This window comes from Gordonia sp. NPDC058843 (assembly GCF_042743165.1).
In the GTDB taxonomy this organism is placed as follows: domain Bacteria; phylum Actinomycetota; class Actinomycetes; order Mycobacteriales; family Mycobacteriaceae; genus Gordonia.
In genome coordinates, this window is record NZ_JBHYNC010000028.1 from 14,384 (window position 1) to 40,674 (window position 26,291).

At 65.3% G+C, this 26,291-nt stretch carries 38 protein-coding genes; 18 read left to right on the forward strand and 20 right to left on the reverse strand.

All coding sequences use genetic code 11. The features are described 5' to 3' along the window. Positions 1 to 217 precede the first annotated feature (217 nt). Complete coding sequence (locus tag ACFW3F_RS17350; protein ID WP_388059497.1) at positions 218 to 595, forward strand: hypothetical protein; 378 nt, start codon at positions 218 to 220, stop codon at positions 593 to 595. 17 nt (positions 596 to 612) lie between these two features. Further along, on the forward strand, positions 613 to 1,173 hold the full coding sequence (locus ACFW3F_RS17355; protein ID WP_388059499.1) for an RNA polymerase sigma factor: 561 nt from the start codon (positions 613 to 615) through the stop codon (positions 1,171 to 1,173). A gap of 47 nt (positions 1,174 to 1,220) precedes the next feature. Here ACFW3F_RS17355 and ACFW3F_RS17360 read toward each other — a convergent pair whose 3' ends face one another. Next, positions 1,221 to 1,805, reverse strand: a complete 585-nt coding sequence (locus tag ACFW3F_RS17360; RefSeq protein ID WP_388059623.1) for an Rv3235 family protein — start codon at positions 1,803 to 1,805, stop codon at positions 1,221 to 1,223. A gap of 309 nt (positions 1,806 to 2,114) precedes the next feature. Between ACFW3F_RS17360 and ACFW3F_RS17365 the strand changes: the two genes are divergently transcribed. From ACFW3F_RS17365 to ACFW3F_RS17375, 3 genes are all read left to right on the forward strand, one after another. Next, positions 2,115 to 2,477, forward strand: a complete 363-nt coding sequence (locus tag ACFW3F_RS17365) for a lipoprotein LpqH (protein WP_388059501.1) — start codon at positions 2,115 to 2,117, stop codon at positions 2,475 to 2,477. A gap of 117 nt (positions 2,478 to 2,594) precedes the next feature. Then, positions 2,595 to 3,281, forward strand: coding sequence for a helicase associated domain-containing protein (locus ACFW3F_RS17370; RefSeq protein WP_388059503.1), 687 nt, complete (start codon positions 2,595 to 2,597; stop codon positions 3,279 to 3,281). 308 nt (positions 3,282 to 3,589) lie between these two features. Continuing rightward, complete coding sequence (locus tag ACFW3F_RS17375; RefSeq protein ID WP_388059504.1) at positions 3,590 to 4,243, forward strand: hypothetical protein; 654 nt, start codon at positions 3,590 to 3,592, stop codon at positions 4,241 to 4,243. Between the two features lie 84 nt (positions 4,244 to 4,327). On the opposite strand, the gene ACFW3F_RS17380 is transcribed toward ACFW3F_RS17375, so the two are convergent. From ACFW3F_RS17380 to ACFW3F_RS17395, 4 genes are all read right to left on the reverse strand, one after another. Continuing rightward, on the reverse strand, positions 4,328 to 4,966 hold the full coding sequence (locus tag ACFW3F_RS17380; protein WP_388059506.1) for a hypothetical protein: 639 nt from the start codon (positions 4,964 to 4,966) through the stop codon (positions 4,328 to 4,330). A gap of 8 nt (positions 4,967 to 4,974) precedes the next feature. Continuing rightward, the gene (locus ACFW3F_RS17385) at positions 4,975 to 5,289 is read right to left on the reverse strand and encodes a hypothetical protein (RefSeq protein WP_388059508.1); all 315 of its coding nucleotides are present in this window, start codon (positions 5,287 to 5,289) and stop codon (positions 4,975 to 4,977) included. Between the two features lie 10 nt (positions 5,290 to 5,299). Further along, on the reverse strand, positions 5,300 to 5,521 hold the full coding sequence (locus ACFW3F_RS17390) for a hypothetical protein (protein WP_388059510.1): 222 nt from the start codon (positions 5,519 to 5,521) through the stop codon (positions 5,300 to 5,302). 199 nt (positions 5,522 to 5,720) lie between these two features. Further along, positions 5,721 to 5,957, reverse strand: a complete 237-nt coding sequence (locus ACFW3F_RS17395; RefSeq protein ID WP_388059512.1) for a hypothetical protein — start codon at positions 5,955 to 5,957, stop codon at positions 5,721 to 5,723. A 481-nt stretch (positions 5,958 to 6,438) separates the two neighbouring features. Here ACFW3F_RS17395 and ACFW3F_RS17400 point away from each other — a divergent pair, with 481 nt between their 5' ends. The 5 genes from ACFW3F_RS17400 (at position 6,439) to ACFW3F_RS17420 (ending at position 9,287) form a co-directional block, all read left to right on the forward strand. Then, on the forward strand, positions 6,439 to 6,897 hold the full coding sequence (locus ACFW3F_RS17400; protein ID WP_388059514.1) for a hypothetical protein: 459 nt from the start codon (positions 6,439 to 6,441) through the stop codon (positions 6,895 to 6,897). 111 nt (positions 6,898 to 7,008) lie between these two features. Continuing rightward, a complete protein-coding gene (locus tag ACFW3F_RS17405) occupies positions 7,009 to 7,479 on the forward strand; it encodes a hypothetical protein (protein WP_388059516.1) in 471 nt (156 codons plus the stop codon). A gap of 317 nt (positions 7,480 to 7,796) precedes the next feature. Continuing rightward, positions 7,797 to 8,438, forward strand: a complete 642-nt coding sequence (locus tag ACFW3F_RS17410) for an MspA family porin (RefSeq protein ID WP_388059518.1) — start codon at positions 7,797 to 7,799, stop codon at positions 8,436 to 8,438. Positions 8,439 to 8,444: 6 nt separating this feature from the next. Beyond that, a complete protein-coding gene (locus ACFW3F_RS17415) occupies positions 8,445 to 8,900 on the forward strand; it encodes a hypothetical protein (protein WP_388059520.1) in 456 nt (151 codons plus the stop codon). 66 nt (positions 8,901 to 8,966) lie between these two features. Further along, entirely contained in the window at positions 8,967 to 9,287 is a 321-nt protein-coding gene (locus ACFW3F_RS17420; protein ID WP_388059522.1) for a hypothetical protein, read from the forward strand. A 70-nt stretch (positions 9,288 to 9,357) separates the two neighbouring features. Here ACFW3F_RS17420 and ACFW3F_RS17425 read toward each other — a convergent pair whose 3' ends face one another. Continuing rightward, positions 9,358 to 9,843, reverse strand: coding sequence for a hypothetical protein (locus ACFW3F_RS17425; RefSeq protein WP_388059524.1), 486 nt, complete (start codon positions 9,841 to 9,843; stop codon positions 9,358 to 9,360). A gap of 336 nt (positions 9,844 to 10,179) precedes the next feature. Between ACFW3F_RS17425 and ACFW3F_RS17430 the strand changes: the two genes are divergently transcribed. Beyond that, positions 10,180 to 10,503 carry a hypothetical protein gene (locus tag ACFW3F_RS17430; protein WP_388059526.1) on the forward strand — a complete coding sequence of 108 codons (324 nt, stop codon included), beginning with the start codon at positions 10,180 to 10,182 and terminating at the stop codon, positions 10,501 to 10,503. Then, positions 10,500 to 10,700, forward strand: coding sequence for a hypothetical protein (locus ACFW3F_RS17435; RefSeq protein WP_388059528.1), 201 nt, complete (start codon positions 10,500 to 10,502; stop codon positions 10,698 to 10,700). Before ACFW3F_RS17430 ends, ACFW3F_RS17435 begins: the two co-directional genes overlap by 4 nt. Before the next feature lie 102 nt (positions 10,701 to 10,802). Here the strand turns inward: ACFW3F_RS17435 and ACFW3F_RS17440 are convergent, their stop codons facing one another. From ACFW3F_RS17440 to ACFW3F_RS17465, 6 genes are all read right to left on the reverse strand, one after another. Then, complete coding sequence (locus ACFW3F_RS17440; protein WP_388059530.1) at positions 10,803 to 11,273, reverse strand: hypothetical protein; 471 nt, start codon at positions 11,271 to 11,273, stop codon at positions 10,803 to 10,805. Positions 11,274 to 11,343: 70 nt separating this feature from the next. Then, entirely contained in the window at positions 11,344 to 12,411 is a 1,068-nt protein-coding gene (locus tag ACFW3F_RS17445) for a DUF1524 domain-containing protein (protein ID WP_388059532.1), read from the reverse strand. 57 nt (positions 12,412 to 12,468) lie between these two features. Then, a complete protein-coding gene (locus tag ACFW3F_RS17450; protein ID WP_388059534.1) occupies positions 12,469 to 13,314 on the reverse strand; it encodes a helicase associated domain-containing protein in 846 nt (281 codons plus the stop codon). A gap of 4 nt (positions 13,315 to 13,318) precedes the next feature. Further along, positions 13,319 to 14,035 (reverse strand): helicase associated domain-containing protein, encoded by a 717-nt coding sequence (locus tag ACFW3F_RS17455; RefSeq protein ID WP_388059535.1) that lies wholly within the window; start codon positions 14,033 to 14,035, stop codon positions 13,319 to 13,321. Positions 14,036 to 14,061: 26 nt separating this feature from the next. Next, positions 14,062 to 14,814: an RES domain-containing protein gene (locus tag ACFW3F_RS17460; protein ID WP_388059537.1), complete on the reverse strand. Its 753-nt coding sequence runs from the start codon at positions 14,812 to 14,814 to the stop codon at positions 14,062 to 14,064. Beyond that, the gene (locus tag ACFW3F_RS17465) at positions 14,811 to 15,203 is read right to left on the reverse strand and encodes a hypothetical protein (RefSeq protein ID WP_058253264.1); all 393 of its coding nucleotides are present in this window, start codon (positions 15,201 to 15,203) and stop codon (positions 14,811 to 14,813) included. Before ACFW3F_RS17465 ends, ACFW3F_RS17460 begins: the two co-directional genes overlap by 4 nt. Positions 15,204 to 15,355: 152 nt before the next feature. Between ACFW3F_RS17465 and ACFW3F_RS17470 the strand changes: the two genes are divergently transcribed. Next, positions 15,356 to 15,616, forward strand: coding sequence for a helicase associated domain-containing protein (locus tag ACFW3F_RS17470; RefSeq protein WP_388059539.1), 261 nt, complete (start codon positions 15,356 to 15,358; stop codon positions 15,614 to 15,616). A gap of 11 nt (positions 15,617 to 15,627) precedes the next feature. After that, positions 15,628 to 16,266: a hypothetical protein gene (locus tag ACFW3F_RS17475; protein WP_388059541.1), complete on the forward strand. Its 639-nt coding sequence runs from the start codon at positions 15,628 to 15,630 to the stop codon at positions 16,264 to 16,266. Between the two features lie 107 nt (positions 16,267 to 16,373). Here the strand turns inward: ACFW3F_RS17475 and ACFW3F_RS17480 are convergent, their stop codons facing one another. Then, positions 16,374 to 16,682, reverse strand: coding sequence for a hypothetical protein (locus ACFW3F_RS17480; RefSeq protein WP_388059543.1), 309 nt, complete (start codon positions 16,680 to 16,682; stop codon positions 16,374 to 16,376). Between the two features lie 327 nt (positions 16,683 to 17,009). On the opposite strand from ACFW3F_RS17480, the gene ACFW3F_RS17485 reads away from it, so the two are divergent. Next, positions 17,010 to 17,183 (forward strand): hypothetical protein, encoded by a 174-nt coding sequence (locus ACFW3F_RS17485; protein ID WP_388059545.1) that lies wholly within the window; start codon positions 17,010 to 17,012, stop codon positions 17,181 to 17,183. A 278-nt stretch (positions 17,184 to 17,461) separates the two neighbouring features. Beyond that, the gene (locus ACFW3F_RS17490) at positions 17,462 to 17,659 is read left to right on the forward strand and encodes a hypothetical protein (RefSeq protein WP_388059546.1); all 198 of its coding nucleotides are present in this window, start codon (positions 17,462 to 17,464) and stop codon (positions 17,657 to 17,659) included. Positions 17,660 to 17,772: 113 nt separating this feature from the next. On the opposite strand, the gene ligD is transcribed toward ACFW3F_RS17490, so the two are convergent. The 7 genes from ligD to ACFW3F_RS17525 all read right to left on the reverse strand — a co-directional run bounded on the left by ligD (position 17,773) and on the right by ACFW3F_RS17525 (position 23,629). Beyond that, a complete protein-coding gene (gene ligD / locus ACFW3F_RS17495; protein WP_388059548.1) occupies positions 17,773 to 18,717 on the reverse strand; it encodes a non-homologous end-joining DNA ligase in 945 nt (314 codons plus the stop codon). Between the two features lie 230 nt (positions 18,718 to 18,947). Beyond that, positions 18,948 to 19,154 carry a hypothetical protein gene (locus ACFW3F_RS17500; protein WP_044508856.1) on the reverse strand — a complete coding sequence of 69 codons (207 nt, stop codon included), beginning with the start codon at positions 19,152 to 19,154 and terminating at the stop codon, positions 18,948 to 18,950. 170 nt (positions 19,155 to 19,324) lie between these two features. Beyond that, a complete protein-coding gene (locus tag ACFW3F_RS17505; protein ID WP_388059551.1) occupies positions 19,325 to 19,645 on the reverse strand; it encodes a hypothetical protein in 321 nt (106 codons plus the stop codon). 47 nt (positions 19,646 to 19,692) lie between these two features. Next, the gene (locus tag ACFW3F_RS17510; RefSeq protein WP_388059553.1) at positions 19,693 to 20,703 is read right to left on the reverse strand and encodes a DUF1524 domain-containing protein; all 1,011 of its coding nucleotides are present in this window, start codon (positions 20,701 to 20,703) and stop codon (positions 19,693 to 19,695) included. 264 nt (positions 20,704 to 20,967) lie between these two features. Next, positions 20,968 to 21,636: a helicase associated domain-containing protein gene (locus ACFW3F_RS17515; RefSeq protein ID WP_388059555.1), complete on the reverse strand. Its 669-nt coding sequence runs from the start codon at positions 21,634 to 21,636 to the stop codon at positions 20,968 to 20,970. Next, positions 21,636 to 22,325 carry a helicase associated domain-containing protein gene (locus ACFW3F_RS17520; RefSeq protein WP_388059557.1) on the reverse strand — a complete coding sequence of 230 codons (690 nt, stop codon included), beginning with the start codon at positions 22,323 to 22,325 and terminating at the stop codon, positions 21,636 to 21,638. Before ACFW3F_RS17520 ends, ACFW3F_RS17515 begins: the two co-directional genes overlap by 1 nt. Positions 22,326 to 22,366: 41 nt before the next feature. Then, the gene (locus tag ACFW3F_RS17525; RefSeq protein WP_388059559.1) at positions 22,367 to 23,629 is read right to left on the reverse strand and encodes an SMP-30/gluconolactonase/LRE family protein; all 1,263 of its coding nucleotides are present in this window, start codon (positions 23,627 to 23,629) and stop codon (positions 22,367 to 22,369) included. A gap of 191 nt (positions 23,630 to 23,820) precedes the next feature. On the opposite strand from ACFW3F_RS17525, the gene ACFW3F_RS17530 reads away from it, so the two are divergent. Both ACFW3F_RS17530 and ACFW3F_RS17535 read left to right on the forward strand, forming a co-directional pair. Then, entirely contained in the window at positions 23,821 to 25,080 is a 1,260-nt protein-coding gene (locus ACFW3F_RS17530; RefSeq protein ID WP_388059561.1) for a hypothetical protein, read from the forward strand. A gap of 763 nt (positions 25,081 to 25,843) precedes the next feature. Continuing rightward, a complete protein-coding gene (locus ACFW3F_RS17535) occupies positions 25,844 to 26,218 on the forward strand; it encodes a hypothetical protein (protein ID WP_388059563.1) in 375 nt (124 codons plus the stop codon). Positions 26,219 to 26,291: the final 73 nt, after the last annotated feature.

The following is a 26,291-nucleotide window of genomic DNA, read 5'->3' on the forward strand; positions in this document are numbered from 1 at the left end:
GTGAGCGTGTCGGGAATCTGATGCCACCAGGAATGAGGAATGTTCCCGCCCACGATCGCCGCGACCCCGAATCCGCGCCTATCTGGCGAGGAGGATTACATCACAGCCACCGGGACCCGTCCGGGAACACCAAGGGTGGGCCGTAACATCTCACCTGGTGACCGGGCCGCCGCAGACCATGGCGGCGACCACCTCACCCAGAAACGGAGGTCAACACATGCAGGAGGACGAACCGTCGCCGGTTCTCGCGTCACTCGGCATCGACCCCGCCACCCTCGCCGCCGACCTGCCCCCGGGAGTGTGGGACACCGCGCTGCAGGCCGCCTTCAACCCCGACGCCGTCGCCGACCCCGACACCGTCCCCGATATGGACGACACCCCACCGGCCGACCCCGACGAGGACATCGACCTGGGTGACGACGCCCACGACCCGGGTGAGGCCCCGGCTGACCCGGCGATCGCCGGCGCCGCCCAAGACGCCTCTGAGGAGGGACAGCTCCCGCCCGCCGAGGACGGCAGTGCGAGTGTCGACCTCGCCGACGGTGGTGTCGAGGACCCGCACTTCGGTGCCCACGACACGCACGACGACATCTGAAGGCAGGGTTGGGGGAGATGGACGAAGCACGTCTGCTGCTGCAAGCACGTAACGGCGACCAGCACGCCTTCGCCGAACTCGTCGGCGCTCACCGCACGCACGTGTGGGCGGTGTGCCTCAACATCTGCTCCAACCCCCACGACGCCGAGGACGCGCTGCAGAACACCCTCGTCGCGGCATGGCAGAACCTGCACAAGTTCCGGGGCGAGTCGAAGTTCAGCACCTGGCTACACCGGGTGGCCGCCAACAACGCCCTGATGGTCGTGCGGCGGCGCAAAGCCAACACCACCATCACCGACTTCACCGACCCCGACCAGTCAGTCCAACTTGTCGACGACGCCCGCCAGTCCGCGTTCGACGACCAGATCGCGCTGCGCGACGCGGTACGCGACGCATTGGCCCAGCTGCCCGAGGACTTCCGAGAAGCCGTGGTGCTGCGCGAATTCGGCGATCTCACCTACGCCGACATCGCCGCCCACCAGGGCGTCGGTGTTCAGACCGTCAAATCCCGACTCAACCGAGCCCGCACCCAACTCGCCGACCTTCTGCGCGACACCGCCGCAGTCGGAGAAGGTTAGGTCATTCCGGGCCGATGAACAGGTGACAGCGCACCGCCACCCGTGGCTCAGCAGAACTCGAGGGTAACCAGCTGCCACCGATACTCGACACGGCCGAGGGCGGGTCGACCGCCCGAGAAGGCGCCAGGACGTATCCGACGTGGCTTGCGCTCTACACGGGCGGCGAACGGGCGCACGCGGCCGCCAGTGGTGAAGGAACCAAAGACCTCGGCGTTACACGGGTCACACAGCTGGACATGAAGTCGTTGCACAGCTGGCCCGGTCGAGGTCCCATGGGTCCTATTGGCCGACGCGGCAACCGTCTTCGCGATGCGAAAAGCGTCGTGACGGACCAGCACCGCAATCTGGTCCGCGATCGCCGGATTTACCGCCTCGCCAAGACGAGACGTTCCTCGGTGGCGTCCGATCACCTCGACAACCAGCTGCATGACGGCAATCGAAAAACGGTGTGCCTCCCTCGCCGCTGACGACATCGCCTGTGGCGTATTGCCCCTGTACCCCAGCGGGTCTCGCACTCGGACCGTTCCGCTGGGCGCTGCCACGGCCACGTGGGTGTGCGCAGAGTGGACCGCTCTGGGGCATGCGGCAGCAGGGAACTCACTGCCAGGCGAAGCGCAGATCAATGGCTGCATGAAGATGTGTTGCAGCAACTACCCCACCTGGTTCCGTATCGCGGGTTCGGCGGCTCGCTGGGACTGGGCCCGGACCCGTGTTGCGCAGACAGCGCAGCAGCGGTCCAGTGCGTTTCCCTCGCGTCCGCGACCGGTACAGTCCGCGGGAAACAAAGCAGATCGTGAGCGTCACGACCGGCCCAGGGGGAGAGAGTTATGGCTAGCCGTCAGCGTTTCGTTGTGTCGCTCATGGCGGCATCGTGTGTGGGCCTCGTGGCAGCGGGATGTTCGGAGTCCGATACCTCTGAAGCTGCGCAGACTCGCCCGGAGTTGTCCAAGATCGAGATCCCGGATGCCGAACTCAGTGCCACCGTGGAGGGTCAACGGCTCCCGGAGGTCGACCTGGCTGAGTTTCAGTGCTACCGACTGAGCGATTCGATCAGCATCCACGGACAAGACCCCACTGACGGTCAGCCTGGACTCGCTGTAGAACTTCAACCCGGCTATCCACCGAAAGTTGAGCACGTCTCGTTCGGACTCGATGGTGTCCTCTACACCGCCAAGTTCGGCAAAGGCTCAATCGAAGACGTTGACCAAGACGGTTCACGGATCACGGTTCGCGGGACCGCGGAAAGCTACGACCTCGCACAACCACTCACCAAGCAATTCGAGGTCTCAGCGACCTGCAACTGACACAGGACGGTTGTGTTAATCCCCGCGGTCGCCAGCAGCGATCGACTCCGGGGCGCCGCCTCAGGGCCCGCCGGGGGAGTGGTCGGCCGTGCACCCCGGCGGGCACACTAGATGACCGTGACCAGCCGATTCGATGAGGGTATCGCTCACCTGCATCGGTATCGTGCCGTGCACGGCACCAGCAACCCACGCCAACGCGACATGATCGACGGGTTCAAGATCGGTCAGTGGGTGAGCGCACGCCGCACCGACTACCGCCGTGGCGCCCTGCCGGCAGAACGTATCCGCCGCATCGAGACAGAGTTCCCGGACTGGCGATGGAAGATGAACGCCCGGACGTCCTTCAGCGCCGGCCTTGCCCATCTGCGCAGCTACGTCGCCGCCCACGGCACCAGCAACGCCCGCCAGCACGACGTGATTGACGGATTCCCCATCGGCACCTGGGTCGCCAGCCGCAGAGCCGAGTACCGGGCCGGACATATGCGCCCCGACCACGTCCAACAGATCGAGTCAGAGTTCCCCGACTGGCAGTGGACTCTCCGGGCACGAGCACCGTTCCACGTCGGCCTGGACCACGTGCACCGGTACGTCGCCGCACACGGCTCCAGCTCGCCACCCCGCGACGCGACGATCGACGGATTCCCGATAGGCCAGTGGGTGGCCAAACGCCGCACCGAGTACCGGCGACGGCGCCTCTCGCCCGAACGAATTACTCAGCTCGAGACCGAGTTTCCCGACTGGCAGTGGAACATCCGCGCAACCGGTGCTCGAATTGCCGACGAGCGCTGCGGGCGGTCGCAGTAGCAGCGTGCGCGCGCGTCCTCGGCGGAATGGAAGTACCGCTCCCAACGATCCGCCGCTATCCCGGTCGAATGATCATCCTGTCCGGCTAGCCCGGATCTCCGCAACCCGCCAGAACGCGTTTTAGTGACACCGGACTAACTGCCCGGCCTCGCCCGGTCGTGGGCGGAACATCCCTGCGGTCCGGGTGCATCAGACCCTCCGAACAGCCCGCCGATTGACGGTGGCTCGGAATGGGAGGGGATCGCTATGCCGGGTTACGACAAGCTACTCACAGCGGCAACTGTCGACCGACGACAGGCGGGCTGGTCGTGACAGCCTCGTCGAGGCGCGAGCGCGTCTATCAACGCCTCGCCGCCGACCTCACCCTCGCCCGCGATCAGGGGCACCCCGACGTCTCTGACACGCGGCGTATGTCCTCACTCACGGGCGTTCTGGTGGACTGGTTGCGCCACGTCCAAGACCGGTCAGGATTCACCAACGATCGCGAGGTCGACCAACTCCGACTTGACCTCTGCCGATCACTGGCCACCACCGGCACGCACGACACTGCCGCTGTCGAGGTGTTGATCGACCAGTTTCACCTCCAACCACCGGCCAGCAACGCTGTCCTGACCAAAGCGGCACAAGCGCTGCGGCACTTAGCAACCCGCTACCACCACGATGAACTGTCAGAGCTCGCGGCAGACCGCTCACTGGGCGCCTGCCGCTCAGGAATCCTCGTATGGCTGGCCGAGCACGGCCAGACAGAGAACCTGCACCTTATCGCCGCCCAGATCGACGACCCCAGTGTGCGCGCGACAGCGATCGCGTGCCTTCGACACTTCCGGCCGACCCCAACCGAGCTCATCAGCACCGTCGAGCACTATCTCTACGATCCCGACCGCGCTGTCCGCCACCAAGCCTCGCGGACCGTAGCAGTCCTCTACGTCGCGGTGTTCGCCGCCAACAGCCGCGCAATCTGAGCGCCGGGTGCGCAGCGAACCCGGCGGGAAACCAGCGGATGAGCGACAGCACCAGACCGGACTGGACTCTGCGGCCGCGGTTGTTCAACTGGTCGCCCGCGCGATCGCGCGAACGATCAGGTCGTGGTCCGGGCGATCCGCAGACGCAGCGGCGACGTCGCTGAGGTACTCGGTGAGATCGTCAACCAGGGTCGGTTCCGTGGCGGCGAGAGCCGCGATCGCGGCCGCGGGGGTAGCGACGGGCAGTCCGTCGAGCAGAGTCACCTCGTCCCACGAGGGTGGAACATCGACCGCCAGCAGCTCTGCGGTGCTCGAGCTGTAGCGGCGGGCGGAATTGGTCCTGATCACGGCGAGCTGGGGCTGCGGGCCGATCGGGTCAGCGAGCTCGTGGAGAGCCAATGCGGTCGTTCCGGTGACGACGTAGTCGGGCCACGCGGCCGCCAACCGTTCACCGGGAAACAGCTCCTTGCCCGCAGCGACCCACGCCAGCCGGGCTGACTCGAGGACACCATCGCCCACACGGTCGGGTTCACACATCACGGCATGCGCCACCGGGACCAGATACCTGTTCTGCCGCAGTCTCTTCAGATCAGTCGCCGTCATCTCGAATCGAGCGCCCTGGCCGCTGGTGATCAAACCCCACTGCGCGGTGCGAAGGTCTGCGGTGTCGATCCATCGCAATGTCAACTGCGGGTTGAGACGGGGTAGGTCAGAAGCAGGCACGGTATTCGTCAGTCGTCGAAGTGGGTCTGCATCGTCTCGATCATCCGATCGTCATACGCTTGCTCGCCGATGAATCGGGCGTCGAAGCCCTCTTCCGTGTGATCACCTGCGGCCGTCTGCTCTCCAAGAGAGATGATGCGGGCATGGCGACCTTCGTCGTCGAGCAGGGTCTCTAGCTTCTCCCGTAGGCGCTCGAGCGCACCTTCCTGGGACTCGGCAGTGACACACCAGTCCTCACCGCCGTACCGGCCTGTCCACACGCCGTCGGCGTCTTCGGTGATAATCGCGCGTTGCGTCACATGCAACCGCGGCCGCTCATCCACTGGGTGCTCCTTAGCCGTAGAACGTCTCGACGAGCATGCCGCGCTGAGAGATCACCGTGCAGCGGTGAGTGTAGACACCCGGCTTCGGGTTGTAGCTGCCACTCGAGATCGGTTGGCAGTTGATGGTCGTCGGGCTCGCCGAGGTGGGTGCACCGACAGCCAGCACAGGCAGTCCCACCGTCATACCGAGGCCGGCGAGAACTCCGATCATTGCAACCTTCACACGCGTCATGAAACAGATCCTTCGTGTCAGAACCGCCCGAACCCTTGTCACCTCATGGTGAAGCAAGTGCACGCGGCTGAGGAAACAAACTGAACAAAATGCATCATCTGAATCCTGTGAGTCGACCACTAGGACTCGATCCGGTAGCAGAGAGAGTGGACGCCAGGACGATGACGATGCTTGTGACCGTCCGGGGGCGGCCAGGTGATCAGAGAGCCGGTTTGACTGGGGTGGTGTACCAGCCGCTGCCGTCCGGCCATGCCTTGCAGCCGTAGGTCGGCACGAGCATGTCGCCCGCATTGTGGCGGGCTTGCCCTTCACGCTTGGCCGCGTCCAGGCACTGCTTCTGGTCTGGGTAGGTGGCTGCCTCCGCCACCGGCGCGGTGGCGAACAGAACGCCGGTCGCGGCCGCGCACAACAGAACTCGTGCTGTTGTCTTCTTCACTTGTGATCCTCCGTGTCAGTATCCCCGAGTAGTGACACCGCCAAGTTAACAAGCTTGGCAGGCATCTGTGGCCGGTCGACGGCCATCGACACGCGATGACCGATACCGCAAACGACCAGAGCCCGCCGACTCTAACACCGGACCGTCACCGAAAAGACGAGCCAGACAGCCACATCCGCACCATGGCACAAAGTGTGGGACCCCTGTCCGATCCGGCACTTCACCGGCACCACTACGACACGATGAGATGACTCTGTGCCCTTCCACCGATCGGTCGACAGCAGGTGCGTCAGCGTGAATGGATTTAGTAGCTTTGCGGCGGGACCGCGGTACTGAGTCCCGCAGGAAGGTGCGGGGGCCTCTTCCAACCCGAGGGACACCCATTGTCCGGCGCGGGCATGAAGTGCCGGACCGATGGCCCGAGGTGAGCCGAATCCTCCGCGTAACACCCAAGTAGTGCGGTGCGAGAGGACCTTTCACAGTGCAGCACACCCACCAGCAACCCTCGGCTCGATTGCTCCGACGCTCGGCGGCCACGCTCGTGCTTGCAGCCGCCGTCGTCGTCAGCACCACCACGGCGTGTGCCACTACGCCGTCGATCGTTGATGACGACGCTGTACGCGACACGGTGCGCTCCTACTACCAGGCCCGCAACGCCGGTGACATCGACGCAATGCTCGCATTGTCCTGCGACGACATCTACTCCGCGACACTACGACTGCAACAGAGCCCACCCGGCGAGCGAGCCGCGACGCTCACAGTGATGCGCGCCAATCCGGTCGCCATCACCGCAGTGGACCTGTCCGAGCGCACCCGCACCGAGGTACGCGTACAAGCCACCGGCACCGTCACGGCTGCCGGAAAGACAGAAGCTGGAACACAAACCGGGCTGGTCAAGCTCTACCAGGACCATCCGCGAGTGTGCCGGCTCGACGGATGAAAGGAGGTCACCACCCGCACCCGATGAGCGCGGGTATTTCAGCACCGATCGGGGGATCACGGTGCGCCCCTGAACAGTGCATCATCCTTCAGCTGTTCTGTGAGAGGAAGCATGTCAGTGTTCGACAAACTCAGCACAAACCTCACCCGCGGCATCACGACCCTTACAGTTGCCGGTGTCGCCCTTACGGTTCCAGGGGTGGCCATGGCGTCGGCGGCGCCGGTCCTGCCTGTGTTCGACGGCTACAAGCACCAGGTCGCCGGCTGCGGCGGCAGCGGTTATGCCCCACCCGGCGGGAGCTGGGGACCGGTCAGTACGGGCTCCTGCTCGCGCGCAGGTAACCCGAACAACTACACCGTGACCTACTCTTACCAGGCACGATCTGACGCCACGCCTGTGCACGCCTCGGCGCTGCACTTCACCAACCCCTCGGGTGTGGACCCCGGTCCGCAGCGCTGGTCGGAGTTCGGTGCTGGCAAACGCGGAACGAGTCTGCCGCTGGCCTGGGGCAACGCTCTGGCGTCGCCGCAAATCAAGTTCCAGGGCAGCGTGCTCGGCACGATCGTCGACTGGTACTTCTGACCGATCACCAACGGCCCCGGCGTATGTCGTCCGATCAGACGACATGCGCCGGGGCTCGCTTCCGATGCACCAGAGCGTGACCTACACCTCACTCGTAACGCGACGCCTGCGGTGTCGTCTAGCTGTGCTACCTTTCATCACAAAATCAGCACGGTGCAGCGTATTTCGGGGAATCCACTGTCACCAGCGCGGGGAATCGGGCAGCGTCTAACGCGCCCGTCTTTCTTAGCCGTCTCTTCGGACTCCCGAACATGCGTGAGCATCGAAAAGACCAGGGGAGACCTTTCATGATCCGGCGACGGACCATTCGTATTCTGATGGGGGCATTAGCTCTCATCCTCGCACTCTCGGTAGGTGCCCAGGGCACCGCGAATGCGGTCGGTAGCTCGCGCTACCACAAGACCCAGGACGGTATCTACCTTGCCGCGGAGCAGCGTCAATTGCATATGCGCACCTATCAGCCGCTGGATTCCTCGCCGATGAGCCGAGATGTGTTCCTCGGCGGCAAGACCAAGGCCACCATCAAGGGTCCGCGTGGCACGCTCATTCAGGGCGCCACTTTCGAGTCGGGCTACCAGGTGGGCTACCCGGTGAGCTTCGCCGCCTCCGGGGTCAGCATCACCATGACCACCCCGAGCCTGTCGGTCGGCGGTCAGATCAACATCCGCGCCCCCAAGGTCGATGACCCGGTGCCGCTGGACGGCAACGTCAACACCACCGTGCAGGTCATCCCCGCCCAGACTTTCGCGTTCACCGTCGAACACGGTGGCATCAAGACCGTGCCGCTGGTCAAGGGTGCGATGAACCAGCCGCTGGCCTACGCCGACTTCGCCGGTGTTCAGATGATCGTCAAAGCCGCCGTCGGCCCGGTCACCATCCGCCAGTACACCAAGATGACCGTCCGTACCAGCGCCGGTCAGTCCGAGATCGTCACCTACGGTCCCGCCTGGAAGGTGTAGGCGGCGATGACTGAGAGCTCGACAATGCCTGGGCGTCACCGACTCCCGGACGACACCGCGGCGAGTTCAGCGGTGCGGACCTGGCTGCGTTTCGGCGTGCCCGCAGTGCTGGGTGCCGGTGTGATCGCCGCAGCGATCGTCGCCGGTGGTGCCAGCATGGGCGCCCCCGCGGGACCGCAACCGAGTGTGGTCGTCGACCGCAACACCGTCGACACCACCACCACGGTGCCCACCGACCCGACCGACCCCACCGATCCCACTGACCCGACCGATCCGCCCGCCGACGGTGGGGGAAGCACGACCTACAACACCACCATCACCGAGATGGTGCCCGCCGGTCCGCCGGCCGGGTCGCCCGATGGCGGCGACAGCGACGACCAGGCGCCGCTACCCGGCGGCGCATTCGTTCTCGGCGAACCGGTACCCCAGGTTCCCGAGGCCGGATCGTTCAGCCTGCCCTGACACATCTCTGAGCCGCTGGAATTGTCGGCACGCTGACCAACGCACTTCGATCAAAGGAGCATCCTCGTGACGATCACGACCACAGTCCGCGCAGCAGGAGTGGCAGGAGCTATCGCTCTCGGGATCGGCGCATCCGCGCTGGCCGGCGGCATCGCCGCAGCCCCGGCACACGCCGACATCTACAGCACGCCGAGCCAGTCGAGCTGCGAACAGCTGCGCCAAGCCAAGATCAACCAGGACGCGTCCCGCAAGGCCGCCGAGAGGCGACAGGCCGACGCGCTGCGCGCCCAGGGCAAGCTCGCGCCCTACCCCAGCGCCAACCTGTCGGTTTCCGCATGCACCAAGGCATCCGGCGGCTGGCAATTCAGTCTGAACTACGTCCGCTGACTACTCGACAAAGAGACTGCGCCCCGCCCACCGTGTTCGGTGAGCGGGGCGCAGTGTTGTCATGTGTTGGTTACTGCACCATGCCGGTGGGTGCGCACCAGTTGTTGTAGCAGGTCAACTGCGAGAACGTGACTGGGTCGGTCCGGCTGTTCAGGACATTCGGCGACACTCCGCCGCTATGTGACCAGTCGACACGGTTCGTGGTGGTCATGGTGCCACTGTCGTAGATCTTGCTGACGGTCTGGTAACCGCCCTGGCACGGGCTCACCTTCGTGACCTTCGCCGTGGTGAACGACACGACGAACGACTGGTACCCGGTGGCATACCCCAGCTGGTGGGCGCTGGCCTTGACCCACGGCGACGGCGACGTCGTGTGGTTTCCGGGGTCGGTGATCGGAACGACCGACCCCACAGCAACATTCGCCGAGCACGGCGTCGAATCGCTCCAACCCTTCGGGTACGCCGCTGACGCCTCCGTTGTCACCAGTCCTGACACCAACACCGCCCCGGCCAATGTCCCGAGCACTGCTCCGATACGACGATTTGCAACCTTCATAAACGAATCTCCCCGATCAGCGTTCGCGCTGTTGCGAACCCACTCACCCTATAGCAGATCGCAATCTCAAACACTCTGCGAGATAGTGAGTTTCATAGGATCGGACAGTGAGGTGACGTCTCTATGAGAGCTGATCCGTCCCCGCCGGGCGTCGACTCGAATTGCGTCACCGGAACGCACCAGCCGGTCGGATCGTTGATGCCCACGCCCAGGCGAGCGATAGGAGTGTGCGGGGGCGCGTACGGTCCCGGACTTCCCAATCCGGTCACACCCCCGCCACTCGAGCAGACTACACCGCCGTCGAACATCCATTCGAGTCCGGGTTAGACTACGGGCATGTTCGACCACTGGCCCGACACTCGAACACTCCGCGTGTTCGACCCGCCTCGGCCCGTGCTGATCGACATGGCGATCGCCGACCCGTCCTGCGGAGGCTCGTATGCCGCCGGCGGGGGAGTGTCACTGCGAGTCCGCGCGTCCGGCGCACGCATCGAGCCGACTATGCCCGCGCTTCTTATGGCCTGGCTGCAAACTTCAAATGGTCTGTGGCGCGGTATTTGTCAGATGCCGGTCGAAAGCGCCAACCACGTCTCGTCGGCCGTCATCACCCTGTGGGTGCCGCCCGAGGCACTGCAACCGCGAGAGGACGCAGAGCAGTGACCGAGAACAACGATGCCGGGGTGGTCCCCACGAATCGCGTCGCGCCCAAACGGGGGCGCGTCACGATGTCGGAGCTGACGTTGATCGTGCGACCGCCCGGCCGACCCGCCGACTTTCGGGTTTACACCGACGGCGAAGCGGCCGAAGCCCAGGCATACGCCCACGAGGTTGGCGGACGAGTAGATCACCTCTCGTAGCCCAACGACGACAGAAACCCGAACTGCGCTACGCGGCGCTGCCGCCCTCCCTGAACGGGTGGGTTGCCAGCGGCTAGATGCCCGCAATCTGCAGCGTTGTACTCACTGTGCCGCCTCGTAGCCGTCGACGCAGCCCGTGATCCATAATTGCAGGTCATCGTAGTCGTACAGGTCGACTTGGACCGCCGACGGCCTCATCCCGGGCGTTGCCTGGGTCATGCCGTTGCATGACTCGGTCGGATCTGGCCACTGCTCCTTCAAATCACTGGGGAGGGCAGCGTACTCTTTCCCATCCAACAATCCGACTCGATAACCGTCGTCGTAGATCGACTGGTCACGTGGGTCGAGAGTCGCGGATTCGCTCGCACTTGTGGTGCTCGAAGTGTTGCCGTCGTTTGCTATCGCAAGGATTACGGTCAGCAGGAGGGCTGCGGTGACGGCACCGACGGCACTGAGGACGATGGCGTTGTGCCGAGCTGGTGAGCGCCCGGAGTTCGATGCGTACGTGTCGTCAGATCGGTACGGCGGATTTCCGGTACCCGGTGCTGATCGGTGATGATCGTCCACGGTCATTTCCTCAGTTCGTTGGCAATACGAGACAGCGACTGCCAGGTCTTCGGTGACGGTACAAGAGATCGCTGCGCTATTCGCAGGCGACGCCGTCGCCGTCGCGGTCGAGTTTGCTGCTGGAGCCGGGTTGGCCGGCGTAGATCGGGTCTGCGCCCGCGGCGCGGACTGCGGAGCAGTTGGCGTAGTAGACCGATGACGGTGCTTCGGCCGTCGGCGGGGTGTAGGTCGGTTCCGGGATCGGTGTCGCGGTCGAGGTCCGGGTGTTGGGGATCTGGCGGGTTGTCGGTGTCGGCACGGCGGCGCCGCAACTGGTCAGGACGCGGGTGATGGCGTCCTTCTCGGCCTGGGTCACCCACAGCTGGTAGGCGGCTTTGACCTCTACCTGACGGGCGACGTAGGTGCAGCGGTAGGAGCGGTTCGGCGGTAGCCAGGTCGCGGCGTCGCCGTCGCCCTTCTGCTGGTTGGTGGGACCGTCGGTGGCTTGCAGGTTGCGCGGATCGTTGGCGAAGTCGGCCCGCTGAGCGGGGGAGAGCTGCTGTGCGCCCTTCTGCCACGCATCCGACAACGCGACGACGTGGTCGATCTGCACCGCCGAGGAAGTCTGCTGTCCACGCACGAACGGAATGGTGGTGCCGGCGTAGGGGTCGGCCAACGTTCCGGACTGCACAGCGCAACCGTTCGAGCCGGGTTTGAGGGCGATGTTGATGAGGTCGCGGCGCAGGATGTCGTTGCGGGTGTCGCAGCCGTTGCGGCCGCCCTCGACGGTCACGTCATCGGTCCAGGCTTGCCCGAACAGATCCCGGTCATACCCGGTCTTGGGTGCACGACCTTTCACCGCGAGGGTGTCCAGCGTTGCCAGGGCGCGGTTTGCGGCCGGTGCCGCCGACACCGTGACCACCGGTGTCGCCGTGGGCAGCGACACCTCCGATGTCGCCGCGGCCGACGTCGTCGTTGCTTCCGGCAGGGTCGAGGTGTCAGCGACACGTTCGGTAGTCGTCCCGGTTGTCCCGCACGCCCCCAACGTCAGAGCCAGCGCAGCTGCGCAGCTGCTGATCAGAACCCGGGATCGAGTCCTGCGAGGTGGTGTGGCGGCCGTCGGCTCTTTCGAGGACACGGCAGGGGGGACGGGGGGCGTAGGCATTGACCGGGAGAGCCTTTCACAGAAGAGCGACCGGCCCGCAGCTGGGCCGATCGAATGTCAACTACCTATAGCAGCGCACTCGGACATCGTTACGAAATCGGACAATCCTGTCTCGCGTTCGCATTGGTGCCTTCGGTCCGCACTCGGACTGACACTGCACGGGTTTTGAATCCGTTGCCTCAGGCGCCTGTGTTCTTCCTGTGGTCGGGTGCGGTGCGCACGGTCCACCGCCAGTCGGGGAACTCGGCTTCGATGCGGCGGATCCGCTCGGCCGACAGTCGGCCCCGACGGTAGTCGGCGCGGCGGTTTGGCGGCCCACTGGCCGATGGCGAAGCCGTCGATCACATCGCGTTGACGTGGTTTGCTGGTGCCGTGGACGGCACGATAGGCGTGCAAATGCGTGACGCCGGCCTCGAAGGCGGCGGTGGATGCGGTGTCCTGGGGGTTCCATTGCCAGTCGGGGAATTCGTTGTCGAAGAGCGCGATTCGGTCAGCGGGTAGTCGGCCCCGACGGTAGTCGGCGCGTCGGTTCGCCGCCCACTGGCCGATCGGGAAGCCGTCGATGACGTCGTGCTGGCGTGGGTTGCTGGTGCCGTGGGTGGCGGCGTAGCGGTGCAGGTGTGCGATCCCGTCCGCGAAGGCGGCGTCGAGCACGTTCCACTGCCAGTCGGGGAAGTCGGTTTCGATGCGGCGGATCCGCTCGGGCGATAGCCGGTCCAGCCGGTAGTCGGTGCGTCGGCTGTCGACCCAGGCGCCGATCGGGAAGTCGTCGATCGTTGCGTGGCGGGGCGGCGAACTCGATCCATGCGCGGCGACGTAGCGGTGCAGGTGTGCGATGCCGGCGTCGAACCGCCGATTGTCCGCACGTCGGCGGCCAGCGGTGGAGCTGTGCTCGCTGGGCACGGTGTCACCGCCGCCTGTTCGTGGCGGCGGGTCGTACCGTCCACCGCCAGTCGGGGAACTCGGTTTCGATGCGGCGGATCCGCTCCGCCGACAACCGGCCTCTGCGGTAGTCGGCGCGACGGCTTTGGACCCACGTGCCGAGCGGGAACCCGTCGATCACATCTCGCCGACGGGCGTTGCTGGTGCCATGGGCGGCGACGTAGCGGTGGAGATGGGACAGTCCGGTCTCGAACGCGGACGCGAAGGCCGCGTCCTGAGGCAGCCACTGCCAGTCTGGAAATTCGGACTCGAGACGCGCGATCCGCTCTGCCGCCAATCGTCCGCGGCGGTAGTCAGCGCGACGGGACGCCACCCAGGTGCCGATCTCGAACCCGTCGACCACATCGCCCTCTCCGGCGTTGCTGGTGCCGTGGACGGCGACGAAGCGGTGCAGGTGGGCCACGCCACCATCGAACATCGCGTCACGCACATTCCACACCCAGTCGGGGAACTCGGTCTCGATGCGCGCGATCCGGTCCGCCGGCATAACGCCCCGCCGGTACTCGGTGCGCCGACTGTCGACCCAGCTCCCGATGAGAAACCCGCCAATCGTCGCGCCGCGGGGCGGCGAGCTGGAACCATGCACGGCGACGTACCGGTGCAGGTGGGCTATCCCGGACTCGAAGAGACGATCGTAGGCACCATCACGGCTGGTCGAGCGAGACTCATGCTCGCTTGACATTGCGGCACAGTCTGTTTCAGACCGGTCTAGGCGGGGGTCCACTCGAGTCCGAGAAGTGTCAGGGCGCGGGCCAGTTGTGGATCCGCGGCGTCAATGGGGCAGTGGTCTACAACGTTGATGAGGGGGCTGATGTCGGGGTCGGCGGCGCGCTCGTAGAGCGCCCACATGCGCAACCGGTCGCCGTGGCGGGAGTCGAACTCGATCCCGTCGACTGCTGCATGTTCGTGGTCGGTGAGGGCGTAGATCCAGCGGGAGATGGCCTGGGTGAGCCCCCGGGGCCGACCGTCCCGCAACGCCGCGGTGTCGAGGTCATCGAGCCCATAGCGGATCGCGAGCGGCCGAAACACCGTCCGCAGGGTGGCCAGGCTGTCCGGGTCGGCGGGCACAGCGAACCGTCCAGTCAGGGTGGCGTGGCCGAGCATCCGTGCCTCGCACCACGATCGCGGGACGTGCCCGGGCGGCAGCGTGGGATAGTCCTGCTCGTCTTCGTCGTTGACGACGATGTCGTCGAGCTCGGCGATCAGTTGCGGGCTGGGTCGGGCGAACGCGAGGACTTCGAGGTAGCAGGCCAGGGGAGTGTCGGCGCAGTACAGGGTGCGCCACACCCCGTCGGGGTCGTCCCAGCGGCCGGCGAAGCGGCCGTCGGTGGCGTACTCCCACGGCGTCCACTCCCACGGACTCGGCGCGTACCCGACCCGATAGATGGGGGTGGCGGTCCGGATGCTGGTGGTGATCGGGCCGTGCGGGGTGTCGATCGTCGACGTGCGGGGTTGGTTCATCCCACCGCGGCGAACTGGCGGGCAGCGTTGAGTACCTGGGGGCCGACGTCAGCGAGCTCGCCGTCGCGCAGCAGCAACGCCGGCGCCCGGTCGTCGAGGACCGGGTTGAGGCCCTGGAACCACGCTTGGGCGACGGCGGGGGTGTCGCGTTCGGTGATCAGGCGGGCGGCGCGGTAGGCAATCCGGAGCCGTTCAACGTCGTCGGGGTTGGCGATGGTGCGGGTGCCCTCCGCCCACTGCCGCACCGCACGGGTCTCGCTCACCCGACCCAGGTAGGCCACGAGCTTCGCGCCGAGCAGATCGCGCAACGCAGCCACGAGTTCGGGCTGTGACATACGTGCCGCTTCGGCGTAGGCGGCCAAATCCGGCCGAGGATGTGCTGCTGTCATGGTCATCACCTCTCGATCCCAGTATAGATCCCATTCTGGATGACAGCTAGCTACCGGAGGCAATGCCGCCGCGACCCCCTCGATGGTCGAGGGTGAGATTGCCGGGTGGATGGTCGACCGACGGTCCGCGGCGACAGGCACACTAGGTGACCGTGACCAACCGATTCGATGAGGGTATCGCCCATCTACATCGGTACGTCGCCGTGCACGGCACGAGCAATCCACGCCAGCAAGACGTCATCGACGGATTTCCGAAAGGGCGGTGGGTCAACACGCGCCGCTCCGACTACCGCCGCGGTGTCTTGCCCGCAGAGCGGATCGCGCAACTCGAGTCCGAGTTCCCCGACTGGCAGTGGAACATTCGCCGATCCGGTGCTCGGTCGGTCGACGGGCGCTGCGGGCGCACTCAGTAGCGTGTTCGCGTATGAAGAACGATGAGGTTAACGAGTACCGCGCGCACTGGGACGGTGCCGAAGCGCGGTTTCGGCTGTTCGGCTTCGTCTTTGAAGGATCGCAGTACCGTCTGGAGATCACCGACTACTGGGGTTGCGATGTCACCGATATCATCGACGATGCCGACTACTACTTCACCGATCAGGGCGCTCTGTGGTCGCTAGCCACCGTTGACACAGCCTCAGCGGGCGCGACTCTGACGTGGTTGCACGGTTATGACTACCGCATCGCTGCGAGCTCCTATACGCAGTGGCGTGCACGCACCGACATGCAGCTGCGCTACCTGGCGGCCCGATCTCAGCACTCGCAACCGGTCGTTCTGCCCGACGGACTGCGCGTGATTCGCATGTTCCCCGAGTGGGTGGGCGGCCCCCTGTGGGAAACTTTCACCGACAACTATCCCGCGGAGCCGGAGAATCTCGGCCTGGAACAGGCATTGGCTGATGATCTTCGCACATGGAACGATGCCTGGGCAGGCGAGAGCGTCGACCCCGCGCACTGGCGGGCCGAGGGCGTCGCCCTGCATCAGCGAGTCCAAGACGCGTTGAACGGGATCGCAGAAGTGGCACCACAGTTCCTTCCGCCCGCCGCATCGGCGGGCTGGTGGTGAGGAACATCCGGTCTCCATCGGCTTGGCGCGGGAACGGCCATCCGGGTTTAGTAGGGCGGATCGATGAGCCTCTCGAGAATGAACCCCGACTAGGCGTTGTGCACGAACTACCGTGGGACGACGGTGCCCTCGGGCAGCACATACTCTTTCAAGATCACCGCATCGCTATAGAGAGCTGGGAAGTCGTCGCCAGGGATTTCCGGAACGATGAACATGATCTTGAGGAACAGGTCAGGATCCGCACCGTCGAACGCCCGCAGGGACACCCACTGCCGGGTGCCGTATGGGTCCTCAACGTACCCATCGTGCCCGCCAAACTCGGCGAGGTAATTCCCCAGCGTGCGGCCGGCGTACCCAAACCGGGCTGCGTAGTCGATAGCCGATACTTCAGCGGCGATTCGAACGCGTTCAACCATGAGCCGGTCACCCGATTCTGTACGAGATGATCCCACCGCCGCAGTTCTCCACCGCCCACACCGACCCGTCGACCTTTTTAGTGACACCGACAGGTTTGCAATCCATGGGGGTGCTCGCCGAGGCGGGCGAGGGAACAAAAGTAGCGCCACCTAACAGCAGGGGAATACTCAGCGCCAACCCCACCAATAGTCTCCGTGCTCTACCTGTTCCCGTGGTGAATAGTTCCATACCTACCCCCGATTAGTAGCCGTGCGTGAACGAATCGCGGCATGAGTATAGCGTCACTCGAACACTTCCGAGCCCGCCTAGCTTTAGGTGCAGGAGAGGTGGCTGAAGAAGCGAACCGATTACGGAAGCGCGAGGCCGCTGAGCAGTGGGCCCGCTCGGTCCGCGACGACGGACAGTTCGGCACCTGGCGCTACGTCTTCGCGACCGAGACCCATATCAGGGGTGCCGCGGGCTCCTGGGCCGGGCTACTTGTCGCGACGAACCCTGAGTGAACGCCGAGGCCTGTTGTGGTCGACATGGCGATCGCGGACCCCTCGTGCGGCCGCTCCTATGCGGCCGGCGGGGGAGTGTCACTGCGAGTCCGCGCACCGGGAGCCCGGATCGAGCCGACCATGCCCGCGCTGCTTTTAGCGTGGCTCCAAACCTCGAATGGGTTGTGGCGCGGGATTTGTCAGATGCCGGTCGAGAGCGCCAACCACGTCTCGTCAGCCACGATCACAATGTGGGTGCCGCCAGAGGCCTTGCAACCGCGAGAGGACCCAGCAGAACAATGACCGAGAGCAACGACGGGGTCGGCCCTACGAATCGCGTCGCGCCCAAACGGGGCCGCGTCGTCATGGCGGAGCTGACGTTGATCGTGCGTCCGCCCGGGCGGCCCGCCGATGTTCGGGTCTACACCGACGACGAAGCCACCGAAGCTCAGGCGTACGCCGCCGAGGTCGGCGGACATGTCGACCAACTTTCGTAGCCCAACGGGCGAGCTGACTCCGCTACGGCGGCTGCCGCACTCCCGCAACGGGTCGGTTGCCACGGAATCGTCGTGGTTGCGCGTCCCGCCGGGGAGGGGCGAGGTGGGGGCAGTCAGGATTGATCGTCGAGTTCGGGCCAGATCACTTCATCCGGGGTTTTGTCGGAGCGAAAGCCCTTCCACGAGGGATGTCGCAGACGGCGGGTGATTTCTCGGTACTCGATGGTGCCGACCAGGACCGGCCGCACCCACCGCACGTTCCTGATCCTTGTGGGGGAGTGTGCCGCGGTGAATGGATGGTTCGGGTGGGCCACCGCGGCGAGTTGGTCGGCGATCTCGCCCCGGTCCTGCTGGGTGAATCCGGTCCCTACCTCGCCGAGGTAGATCAGCTCGCCCGAGGGACGATAGCCGCCCAGTAGCAGCGATCGCACCATCGTCGGGCCGCCTGTCCACCCGCATACGATCACTTCCGCGCTCAGACGCAACGGAACCTTCACCCACGACGGGGATCGCTGCCCGCGCAGATACCTCGACGTCGCTCGCTTGGCGACCACCCCCTCCAAGCCGAACGTCGTTGCGAGCTCCAGCATCGGTTCTGCCGAACTGTCAGGCCAGTACGGGGTGACCTGCACCGCCCCGGTGTTGGTGAGCGCGCTGTCGAGCAGTCCGCGACGCTCGAGGTAGGGCAGTGGTGCGACATCGGCGCCGTCGAGCTCCAGGACGTCGAACAGGTAGAACGCTGCCGGGACCTCGGTGAGTAGTCGCCGTCCCGGCCGCGGGGTGTGCATGCGTCGTTGCAGACGCGAGAACGACGGCCTGCCCGCGGCGTCGAGAGCCACGATCTCGCCATCGACCACGAGGTCACGACCGCCGGCCGCGATCGGCAATGCCGCCGCGATTTCGGGATAGGTCGAGGTGATCGGGCTGCGGTTGCGGCTGAGCAGCTGGACCGCGTCGTCAGCGACCCGGGCGAGGCATCGCTGGCCATCCCACTTCATCTCCCACGACCAGCCCGAACCTGATGGAGGGGGACCGGGCGTCGCGAGCATCGGTGACATACCAGGCACGGTGGCTGCACCTTCCTCTAGCGCCGTGGGTGAACGACTGAAGCCGCCAACCCGTGGATGGGGTTGACGGCTTCAGTGTGTAGCTGGACGGTGCCGGTCAGTGCGCCTCTCGGCGAGTGGCCGCTCGCAGCGGCGAATGGGGTGAGGCCCGGGGCAGTGAGCCCGTCACCGTCGCACCGTTCAACTGCGGCCGCGGCCGCAGTATTCCGCGGCCAAGGGGTCTACTCGGCGAGCTTGGCGACCGCCTGAGCCCAGAGGAAGAACTTGTTGGTGCCCAGGTCCCGCACGGTCTTGATGTTGAACGCCGCCTGGAGCTTTTCGGCGTCGCCGTCGCTGACGCCTTGCAGCGCCGCGACAGGCGCATCGGCCAGCTCGGCCAGCGACTTGTCTTCGTATGCCTTGTCGAACTTGTCTGCGATTCCAGCCATGACCACTCCTTGAGAGCTCTCGACGACAGGTGTCGCGACACCCAGGGAGGGTGCCGCGACCGCAGCCTAGACCGCCGTCACGACGATCCGAAAGGGTTGACACCACCGTCGTTGAGGATCGTTGCAAGAGACCACCGCCGCGATGGTGTCGCGCCCGGGGGTCGATGAGATCAGGGTTCCTTGCGCAGCGAGGGCCGGTGGTTGTCCTGGGAGACCACCATTGCCTGTGCCTCGTAACGGCGGCGCTTGAGGAGGCCGATGAGCAGGCCAATCAGGGCTCCGATCGCAGCGACCACGAGGGCAATCAGGAACGAGCCGATGGCCAGGCCAACGGTGAAGCTGCTCTGCTCGACCGTGGTATCTCCCGCCTCGTCGTAGACCTGACCCGCATCCGCCAGCAGCGAGACGACGGCCAGAGTGCCGCCGAGCACGAAACCCACCAGGGCACCCCACCAGACGTAGCGGGACTTGTTTTTCGGGGCATTGCTCACTTACGAATTCTCCTCTTGGATGTGGCGGGTGCCGCTGCCAGTCAGCGCTATTCGCAGGCGACGCCGTCGCCGTCGCGGTCGAGTTTGCTGCTGTAACCGGGCTGGCCGGCGTAGATCGGATCTGCGCCCGCGGCGCGGACTTCGGAACAGTTGGAGTAGTAGACCGACGAGGGCACCTCGGCCGCCGGTGGCGGGGTGTAGGTCGTCGTCGGCGGGGTGTAGGTCGGTTCCGGGATCGGTGTCGCGGTGGAGGTCCGGGTGTTGGGGACCTGCCGCGTCGACGATGTCGGCACCGCGGCACCGCAGCCACCGAGGACGCGGGTGATGGCGTCTTTCTCGGCCTGGGTCACCCACAGCTGGTACGCCGCTTTCACCTCGACCTGACGGGCCACGTAGGTGCAGCGGTAGGAGCGGTTCGGTGGCAGCCAGGTCGCGGCGTCGCCGTCGCCCTTCTGCTGGTTGGTGGGGCCGTCGGTGGCTTGCAGGTTGCGCGGATCGTTGGCGAAGTCGGCCCGCTGAGCGGGGGAGAGCTGCTGTGCGCCCTTCTGCCACGCATCGGAGAGAGCGACGACGTGGTCGATCTGCACCGCCGAGGAAGTCTGCTGGCCACGCACGAACGGAATGGTGGTGCCGGTGTAGGGGTCGGCCAGTGTCCCGGACTGCACGGCGCAGCCGTTCGAGCCGGGTTTGAGGGCGATGTTGGTGAGGTCGCGGCGCAGGATGTCGTTGCGGGTGTCGCACCCGTTGCGGCCGCTGTCGACATTCACGTCATCGGTCCAGGCTTGACCGAACAGGGCCCGGTCATAGCCGGTCTTGGGGGCTCGGCCCTTCACCGCGAGGGTGTTCAAGGTCGTCAGAGCCTCGGTGGCTTCGGGCCCGGAGGACACCGTGACCACCGGTGTTGCGGTCGGCAGCGTCACCTCAACCTGCGATGTCGAGGTGGTCGTCGGCAGGGTAGAGGTGGCAGCGATCTTCTCGGAGGTGTCGGTGGTCCCACACGCTCCCAACGCCAGGGCCAACGCCGAGGCGCTGCCACCCAGCAGCAGTCGCGTCGACATCGTGCGGCGGGAAGCGGACTGCGCAGGGGAGAGGGAATGAGGGGGGCGGGGCAGAGCCATCGGGCGGTAGGGCCTTTCACGGAGAGGCGACATGTCCGGGCAGTGCAGCGCCGAACCGTCAGTGAGCGTCAGCTACCTATAGCAACCCACTCGGACAGCGTTACCGCTCTCTGTCGTTTCTGTCCCGTTTCGGTCGTGGTGCCCTCGGTCAGACTCGAACTGACACTGGACGGGTTTTGAATCCGTTGCCTCCGACGCCGTCGATCAGGTGGGGTCTCGGACTGTCCACTGCCAGTCGGGAAACTCTGTCTCGATGCGGCGGATCCGCTCGGTGGCGAGCTGACCTTTACGGTAGTCGGCGCGCCGGTTGGCGACCCACTGTCCGATCGCGAACCCGTCGATCACCGCCCGGTGGCGGGCGTTGCTGGTGCCGTGCGCGGCGGCATACCGGTGCAGATGCGCGATGCCGGCCTCGAACGCGGCCGCGGACGACGCGGCCTGCGGCGACCACTGCCAATCGGGAAACTCGCGCTCGAACAACGCGATCCGGTCCGCACGTAGCCGGCCTTTGCGGTAGTCGGCGCGACGGTTCGTCACCCACTGCCCGAGAGCGAATCCGTCGACCACCTCGTGCTGACCCACGAGGCTCGTCCCATGGGTGGCGACGTAGCGGCGCAGATGCGCCAACCCGACGTCGAACTGCGCGTCGCGCACACTCCACCGCCAGTCCGGGAACTCGGTCTCGAGCCGTTCGATCCGCTCGGCCGACAGCTGGCCCTTGCGGTAGTCGGTGCGCCTGCTGGCCACCCACACGTCGATCGGGAACCCGTCGATCCTCGCGCCGCGAGGGGGAGAGCTCGAACCGTGTGCGGCGACGTAGCGGTGCAGGTGGGCGATCCCGACCTCGAACCGTCGGTCCTCAACAGCCCCCATCACAGCTCACCGATCGTGTCCTGAGTCGAGCTGGTTCGGATGGTCCACTGCCAGTCCGGGAACTCGGCCTCGATGCAGCGGATCCGTTCGGCCGACAACCGGCCTGTGCGGTAGTCGGTACGGCGGCTCTGCACCCAGGTGCCGATCGGGAATCCGTCGATCACATCGCGCCGGCGGGCGTTGGCGGTGCCGTGCGCGGCGACATACCGGTGCAGGTGCTCGAGCCCGATCTCGAACGCCGCGGCGAACTTTGTCGCCTGTGGGGTCCACTGCCAATCGGGAAACTCGCGCTCGAACAGCTCAATCCGTTCGGCCGACAGCCGGCCCGTGCGGTAGTCGGCGCGACGATCCCGCGCCCACTGCCCCAACGGGAATCCGTCGACCACCTCGTCGAAGCCCACGCGGCTCGTCCCATGGGAGGCGACGTAGCGGCGAAGATGCGCCAACCCGACGTCGAACTGTGCGTCGCGCACACTCCACTGCCAGTCCGGGAACTCGCTCTCGATGCGGCGGATCCGCTCGGCCGACAACCGACCCCGGCGGTAGTCGGTGCGCCTGCTGGCCACCCACACGTCGATCGGGAACCCGTCGATCCTCGCGCCGCGAGGGGGAGAGCTCGAACCGTGTGCGGCGACGTAGCGGTGCAGGTGGGCGATCCCGGCCTCGAACCGCTCCTCGTAACTACTCATCGAAGCTCACCAGCTTGCTCGATCAGCGCTCCGAATCTGCGTCACCGAATATCGGCTTCGTTGCGCCACAGAGCGTTTGCACGATCGGCGCAATTCGCCAGATCATACGAGTCTCTGTCGCGGAGGTCGATCGACAACAGCGAGTCCTGCCACACGCTCGCCAGGTACAGCCTGCCGTCGTGTTCGACTGCGCCAGTCGCGGTGTCGAACGACGGATGCACACCGCGGACCTCATCAACCACCCGGCCGTCGGGGTCGACGCACACCGCCCACACGATGGTTTCCGGATTTGGGCGCATGATGTCCGGCAGCTGCCAGATCGCCGACCGTATGAAACCGGGCCAGGTCGCTGACCGGTCGAGCACAGCGTTGCGGGGGTTGGTCATCGCGATCCACGATCGGCCGTCGGCGAACCGCGACATATTGTCGGGGAACCCGTGCATGTTCGACAGCAGCACCTCGACCTCGCCCTGACGGGGCCCGGCCAACCACAACCGGGACAGGCTGTAGTTACCCGTCTCGGTGAACAGCAACGAACGCCGGTCTGGTGCGAGGGCAACCCCGTTGGGGAAGTAGAGGCCATCGAGGACCGTCGTCACGGTCCCGTCCGGGTCGCGGCGGAAGAGCCGCCCCGACGGCCGGTGCTCCAGGAGCGCACCCATGTAGTGCTCGAAGTCGAACCGATTAGTCGACTCGGTGAACCACACCGTGCCGTCCGGGCCGGCGGTGGCGTTCGAGCAGAACCGCAGCCGAACGCCATCGACCTCGTCGACCAACGTTTCGACCGCGCCCGTGAACTGATCCACCCGCAGCAGCCCCTTGTGCGCATCGCACACGATCAGCCGCCCGTCGGCGCACACCTCCAGACCCAGCGGCCGACCACCGGTGTCCGCGATGGTTTCCAGCTCGCTGGTGGAGGGGTGGACTCGCACGATTGCACCACCAGAAACGCCGCAGATCAGTGCCCCTTTCAAACCCACCACAACGTCCTCGGCGAACCGAGGGCCGAGTGGGAGGACTTCTGACGTCCGAGGTAGCTCGGATCGGTAGAGGTCACCGCCCGGCGGTCGGATCTTCCGCCTCGCAGGGGAGAGTCCTGGCTTCGGCTGTAACACGACCCCGGAGTCTAGACCGGGTGGAAGCAGGTCGATGGACTCCCTGCGGGGACCTGAACTGACAACTTGAGTGGAACGACCTGCGGGAGCCGGGCAGACACGCCCGACTCCCGCAGGTAACGTCCGGTAAGGAGGTCGTCGCTGCAACGACGCCTCGGTTGTTCGAGAATTCCAAGTCGTAGTGGTCATCCGCCCGCCGGTCGGCGGACGGGTGACCACCTCGTCAGAGGTCGTTCATCGACATCAAGTCGATGATCAACCGCACGAGCATCACGATTATCGTGAACAGCTTGAGCGGCTCATTCCGCCGGTTCTTTCGTCGCGTGGTCATCGCTTCCTCCTTCCCACCCCCTGACTCGGCGAGCGTCGCCGGTGGGGCCGTGACGTCCATAGAAAGCGAAACCCCCTCACCTGTCGAGGCGCGTGTACCCTGGTGGCGGAGCGTTTTGAAATGTCCTACGAAAAATACCCTTTCGGAGACGAACGGAAAGAGAAAGACAAGGAAGACGGTGAAGGTTAAGAGGACCGATCAAAACGCGCCGAGCAAAGCGGCAGGATCAACCCCGAAGAAGCGTCCACGTAAGCCGTGGGAGGAGCGCCTGGGCGTACTTGAGCGTCTGGCAGAAATCGAGCGGGACGATCGATCCGTCGACGAACGAGTACGTGAAAACCTGAGCAACTGGTACTCCGAAGGTCCCCAACCGGCGGTCATACGTGTTCGTCCAGGGTTTCTAAGGCGCGTCCCGGCGCTCACCAAGACCCAGCTGAGAAAGATCGACCTTCGCGACCGGCCGAAAACAAAGCTCCCCGCCCCGCCGCCGTTGGCTCTCCTCGTGGCGAGGCCGCGTGGCGAGGGGCTACGTGTGGCGCTCACGCTGCTGTTCCTCATCCAGACAGGCTCGAAGCCCGTCCTTGGAGCCGATGGCCGTGTGCAGATCCCAGTCGAGCGGGGAGTGGGGCCGTTCAGGGAGGAGCCGTACGGGCTGAAGGACCTCATCGCCATCCCGGCCACGCACTCGCCCCCAGTCAAAGGCGCCCCACAGGCGTCCTCCCGCGAGAGCAATCGGCGTGAGCAGATCGCGACCGCGTTGCAGCTCCTCACTGCCAAGGGCATCGGAATGATCGAACTTCCGAATGCGCCTGGCAGTCCGGGCCGATTCAACGATGTGCGTCTGCGGAACGAGGTCGGCACCTGGGTAGGAGATTCCGCGAAGTACAGGCAACCGGGCACGAACGATAAGACCGTCGACATCCCCGTCGGGTTCTTCCTCAACGGATGGCTTCACACCCTCAATAAGCGCGAGATCGCCATGTGGTTGATGCTCCGATCCGAGATGGACCTTCTGGAGTCGTCGACACCGATAGACGAGTTTCCCCTCACGATTGACGCCCACCAGCGCCTCACCGTCTACGACCTCGCTCTCGGTGTATACGAGACGAACTCGATGTTGAACAAGTACGGGTTGATCGAGGTTCAGTCCGATCCCGACCGAAACGAGGATGGCACCGGCCCGCGCCACAACCTGGCACATCACGCCTTCAAGTTGAACGACAACGGCCTCGCGACCGACGCGCTCACGACAGTAACCGCCCGAGTGCGCGAAGAAATCAGACGACAAGAGGAACGCCGGACGACGTGATCGACGAACCCCTCTGGTGGCGACACTAGTGACAGGTATCTGAGACTTGACGACGCGCCGTTGGTTTGGCGGGGCGCGGCTACCCTTTGCCCTGCATCCAGGCCAGGACGTCGAGGACGCGGAGCTCGCTGATCGTCCGAGTCCGCCCTCATCTTCGTACAGATCAACGAGGGACTTTCCTCCAGCGACGGCCAGAAGGTCAACGAGATAGTCGACTCGCTCTAGCTGTGATGTTCAGGCAGGAGTAGCTCGGACCGTGACCAGTCGATTCGATGAGGGTATCGCTCATCTGCACCGGTACGTCGCCGCACACGGCACGAGCTCGCCGCCCCGCGAAGCGACGATTGACGGCTTTCACATCGGCGCGTGGGTGGCCAAAGGTGTCGCTCAACCCGAGGGGCCACTAGCGGGTGATCGAGCGATCAGCCAGATCTCCACAGTAACGATCACTGTCAAGAAATAGAGCACGTGTGACGCTGAAACTGTCAACGACGCAATGCGGTGAGGCTCGATGTCGTCCACCGGACTACGTTGTCACCCGACAGTCACCCGACATATGTCGGATGACAGGTCGAATGGGACTAGTGACAACCAGATGAGACTGCGATCGCGTGGGCGCCTATCTAGTGCGGGCGTCCGGTCGCGAAAGGAGCGACGTCGCGGACTGCGGAATGGACAGTCTTCTAGCTGGCGACAACGTCAGCGCGGTAGTGGATGATCTCAGAACGGTGTACGCAGTGTGAGCCGCCAGTACTATCTCCGCATGAACATGGCCGACGACGCCTCAGCGATTCGTAGGAAGGCCGCAGAGACGGCCGCCGCGATGTCTCTCAGCAGCCGCAGCAATGTGGAAGAGCTAGTGCGGCTGTTGAACCTGCTCGCGCCCGAGTTTGCGGCGGCAGCCCGAAAACTTGGACTTGCATACACGACCAATGGCTACTTCAAGCGTGGGTGGCGGACACGCGCCCTTGAGAGTGGCGGGCAGCACGTCTTCCTTGTCATATACAAGGACGGACGCTGGAGCTTCACGAACGGAGTTCACAAGAGCAGAGGGCCGGCCGAGTGGCCGACCCGGCCGACGGAGTCCTCAATCCGAGAATTCCTGACTGCCCAACTCGTATGGCAGCCCAGCCGATAAGCGGAGGGCGTCGGCGCGTAGCGGATGCTGTTATCGAACGTGAGACTTCGCGATTGGTGCGTCGTCAAAAGAT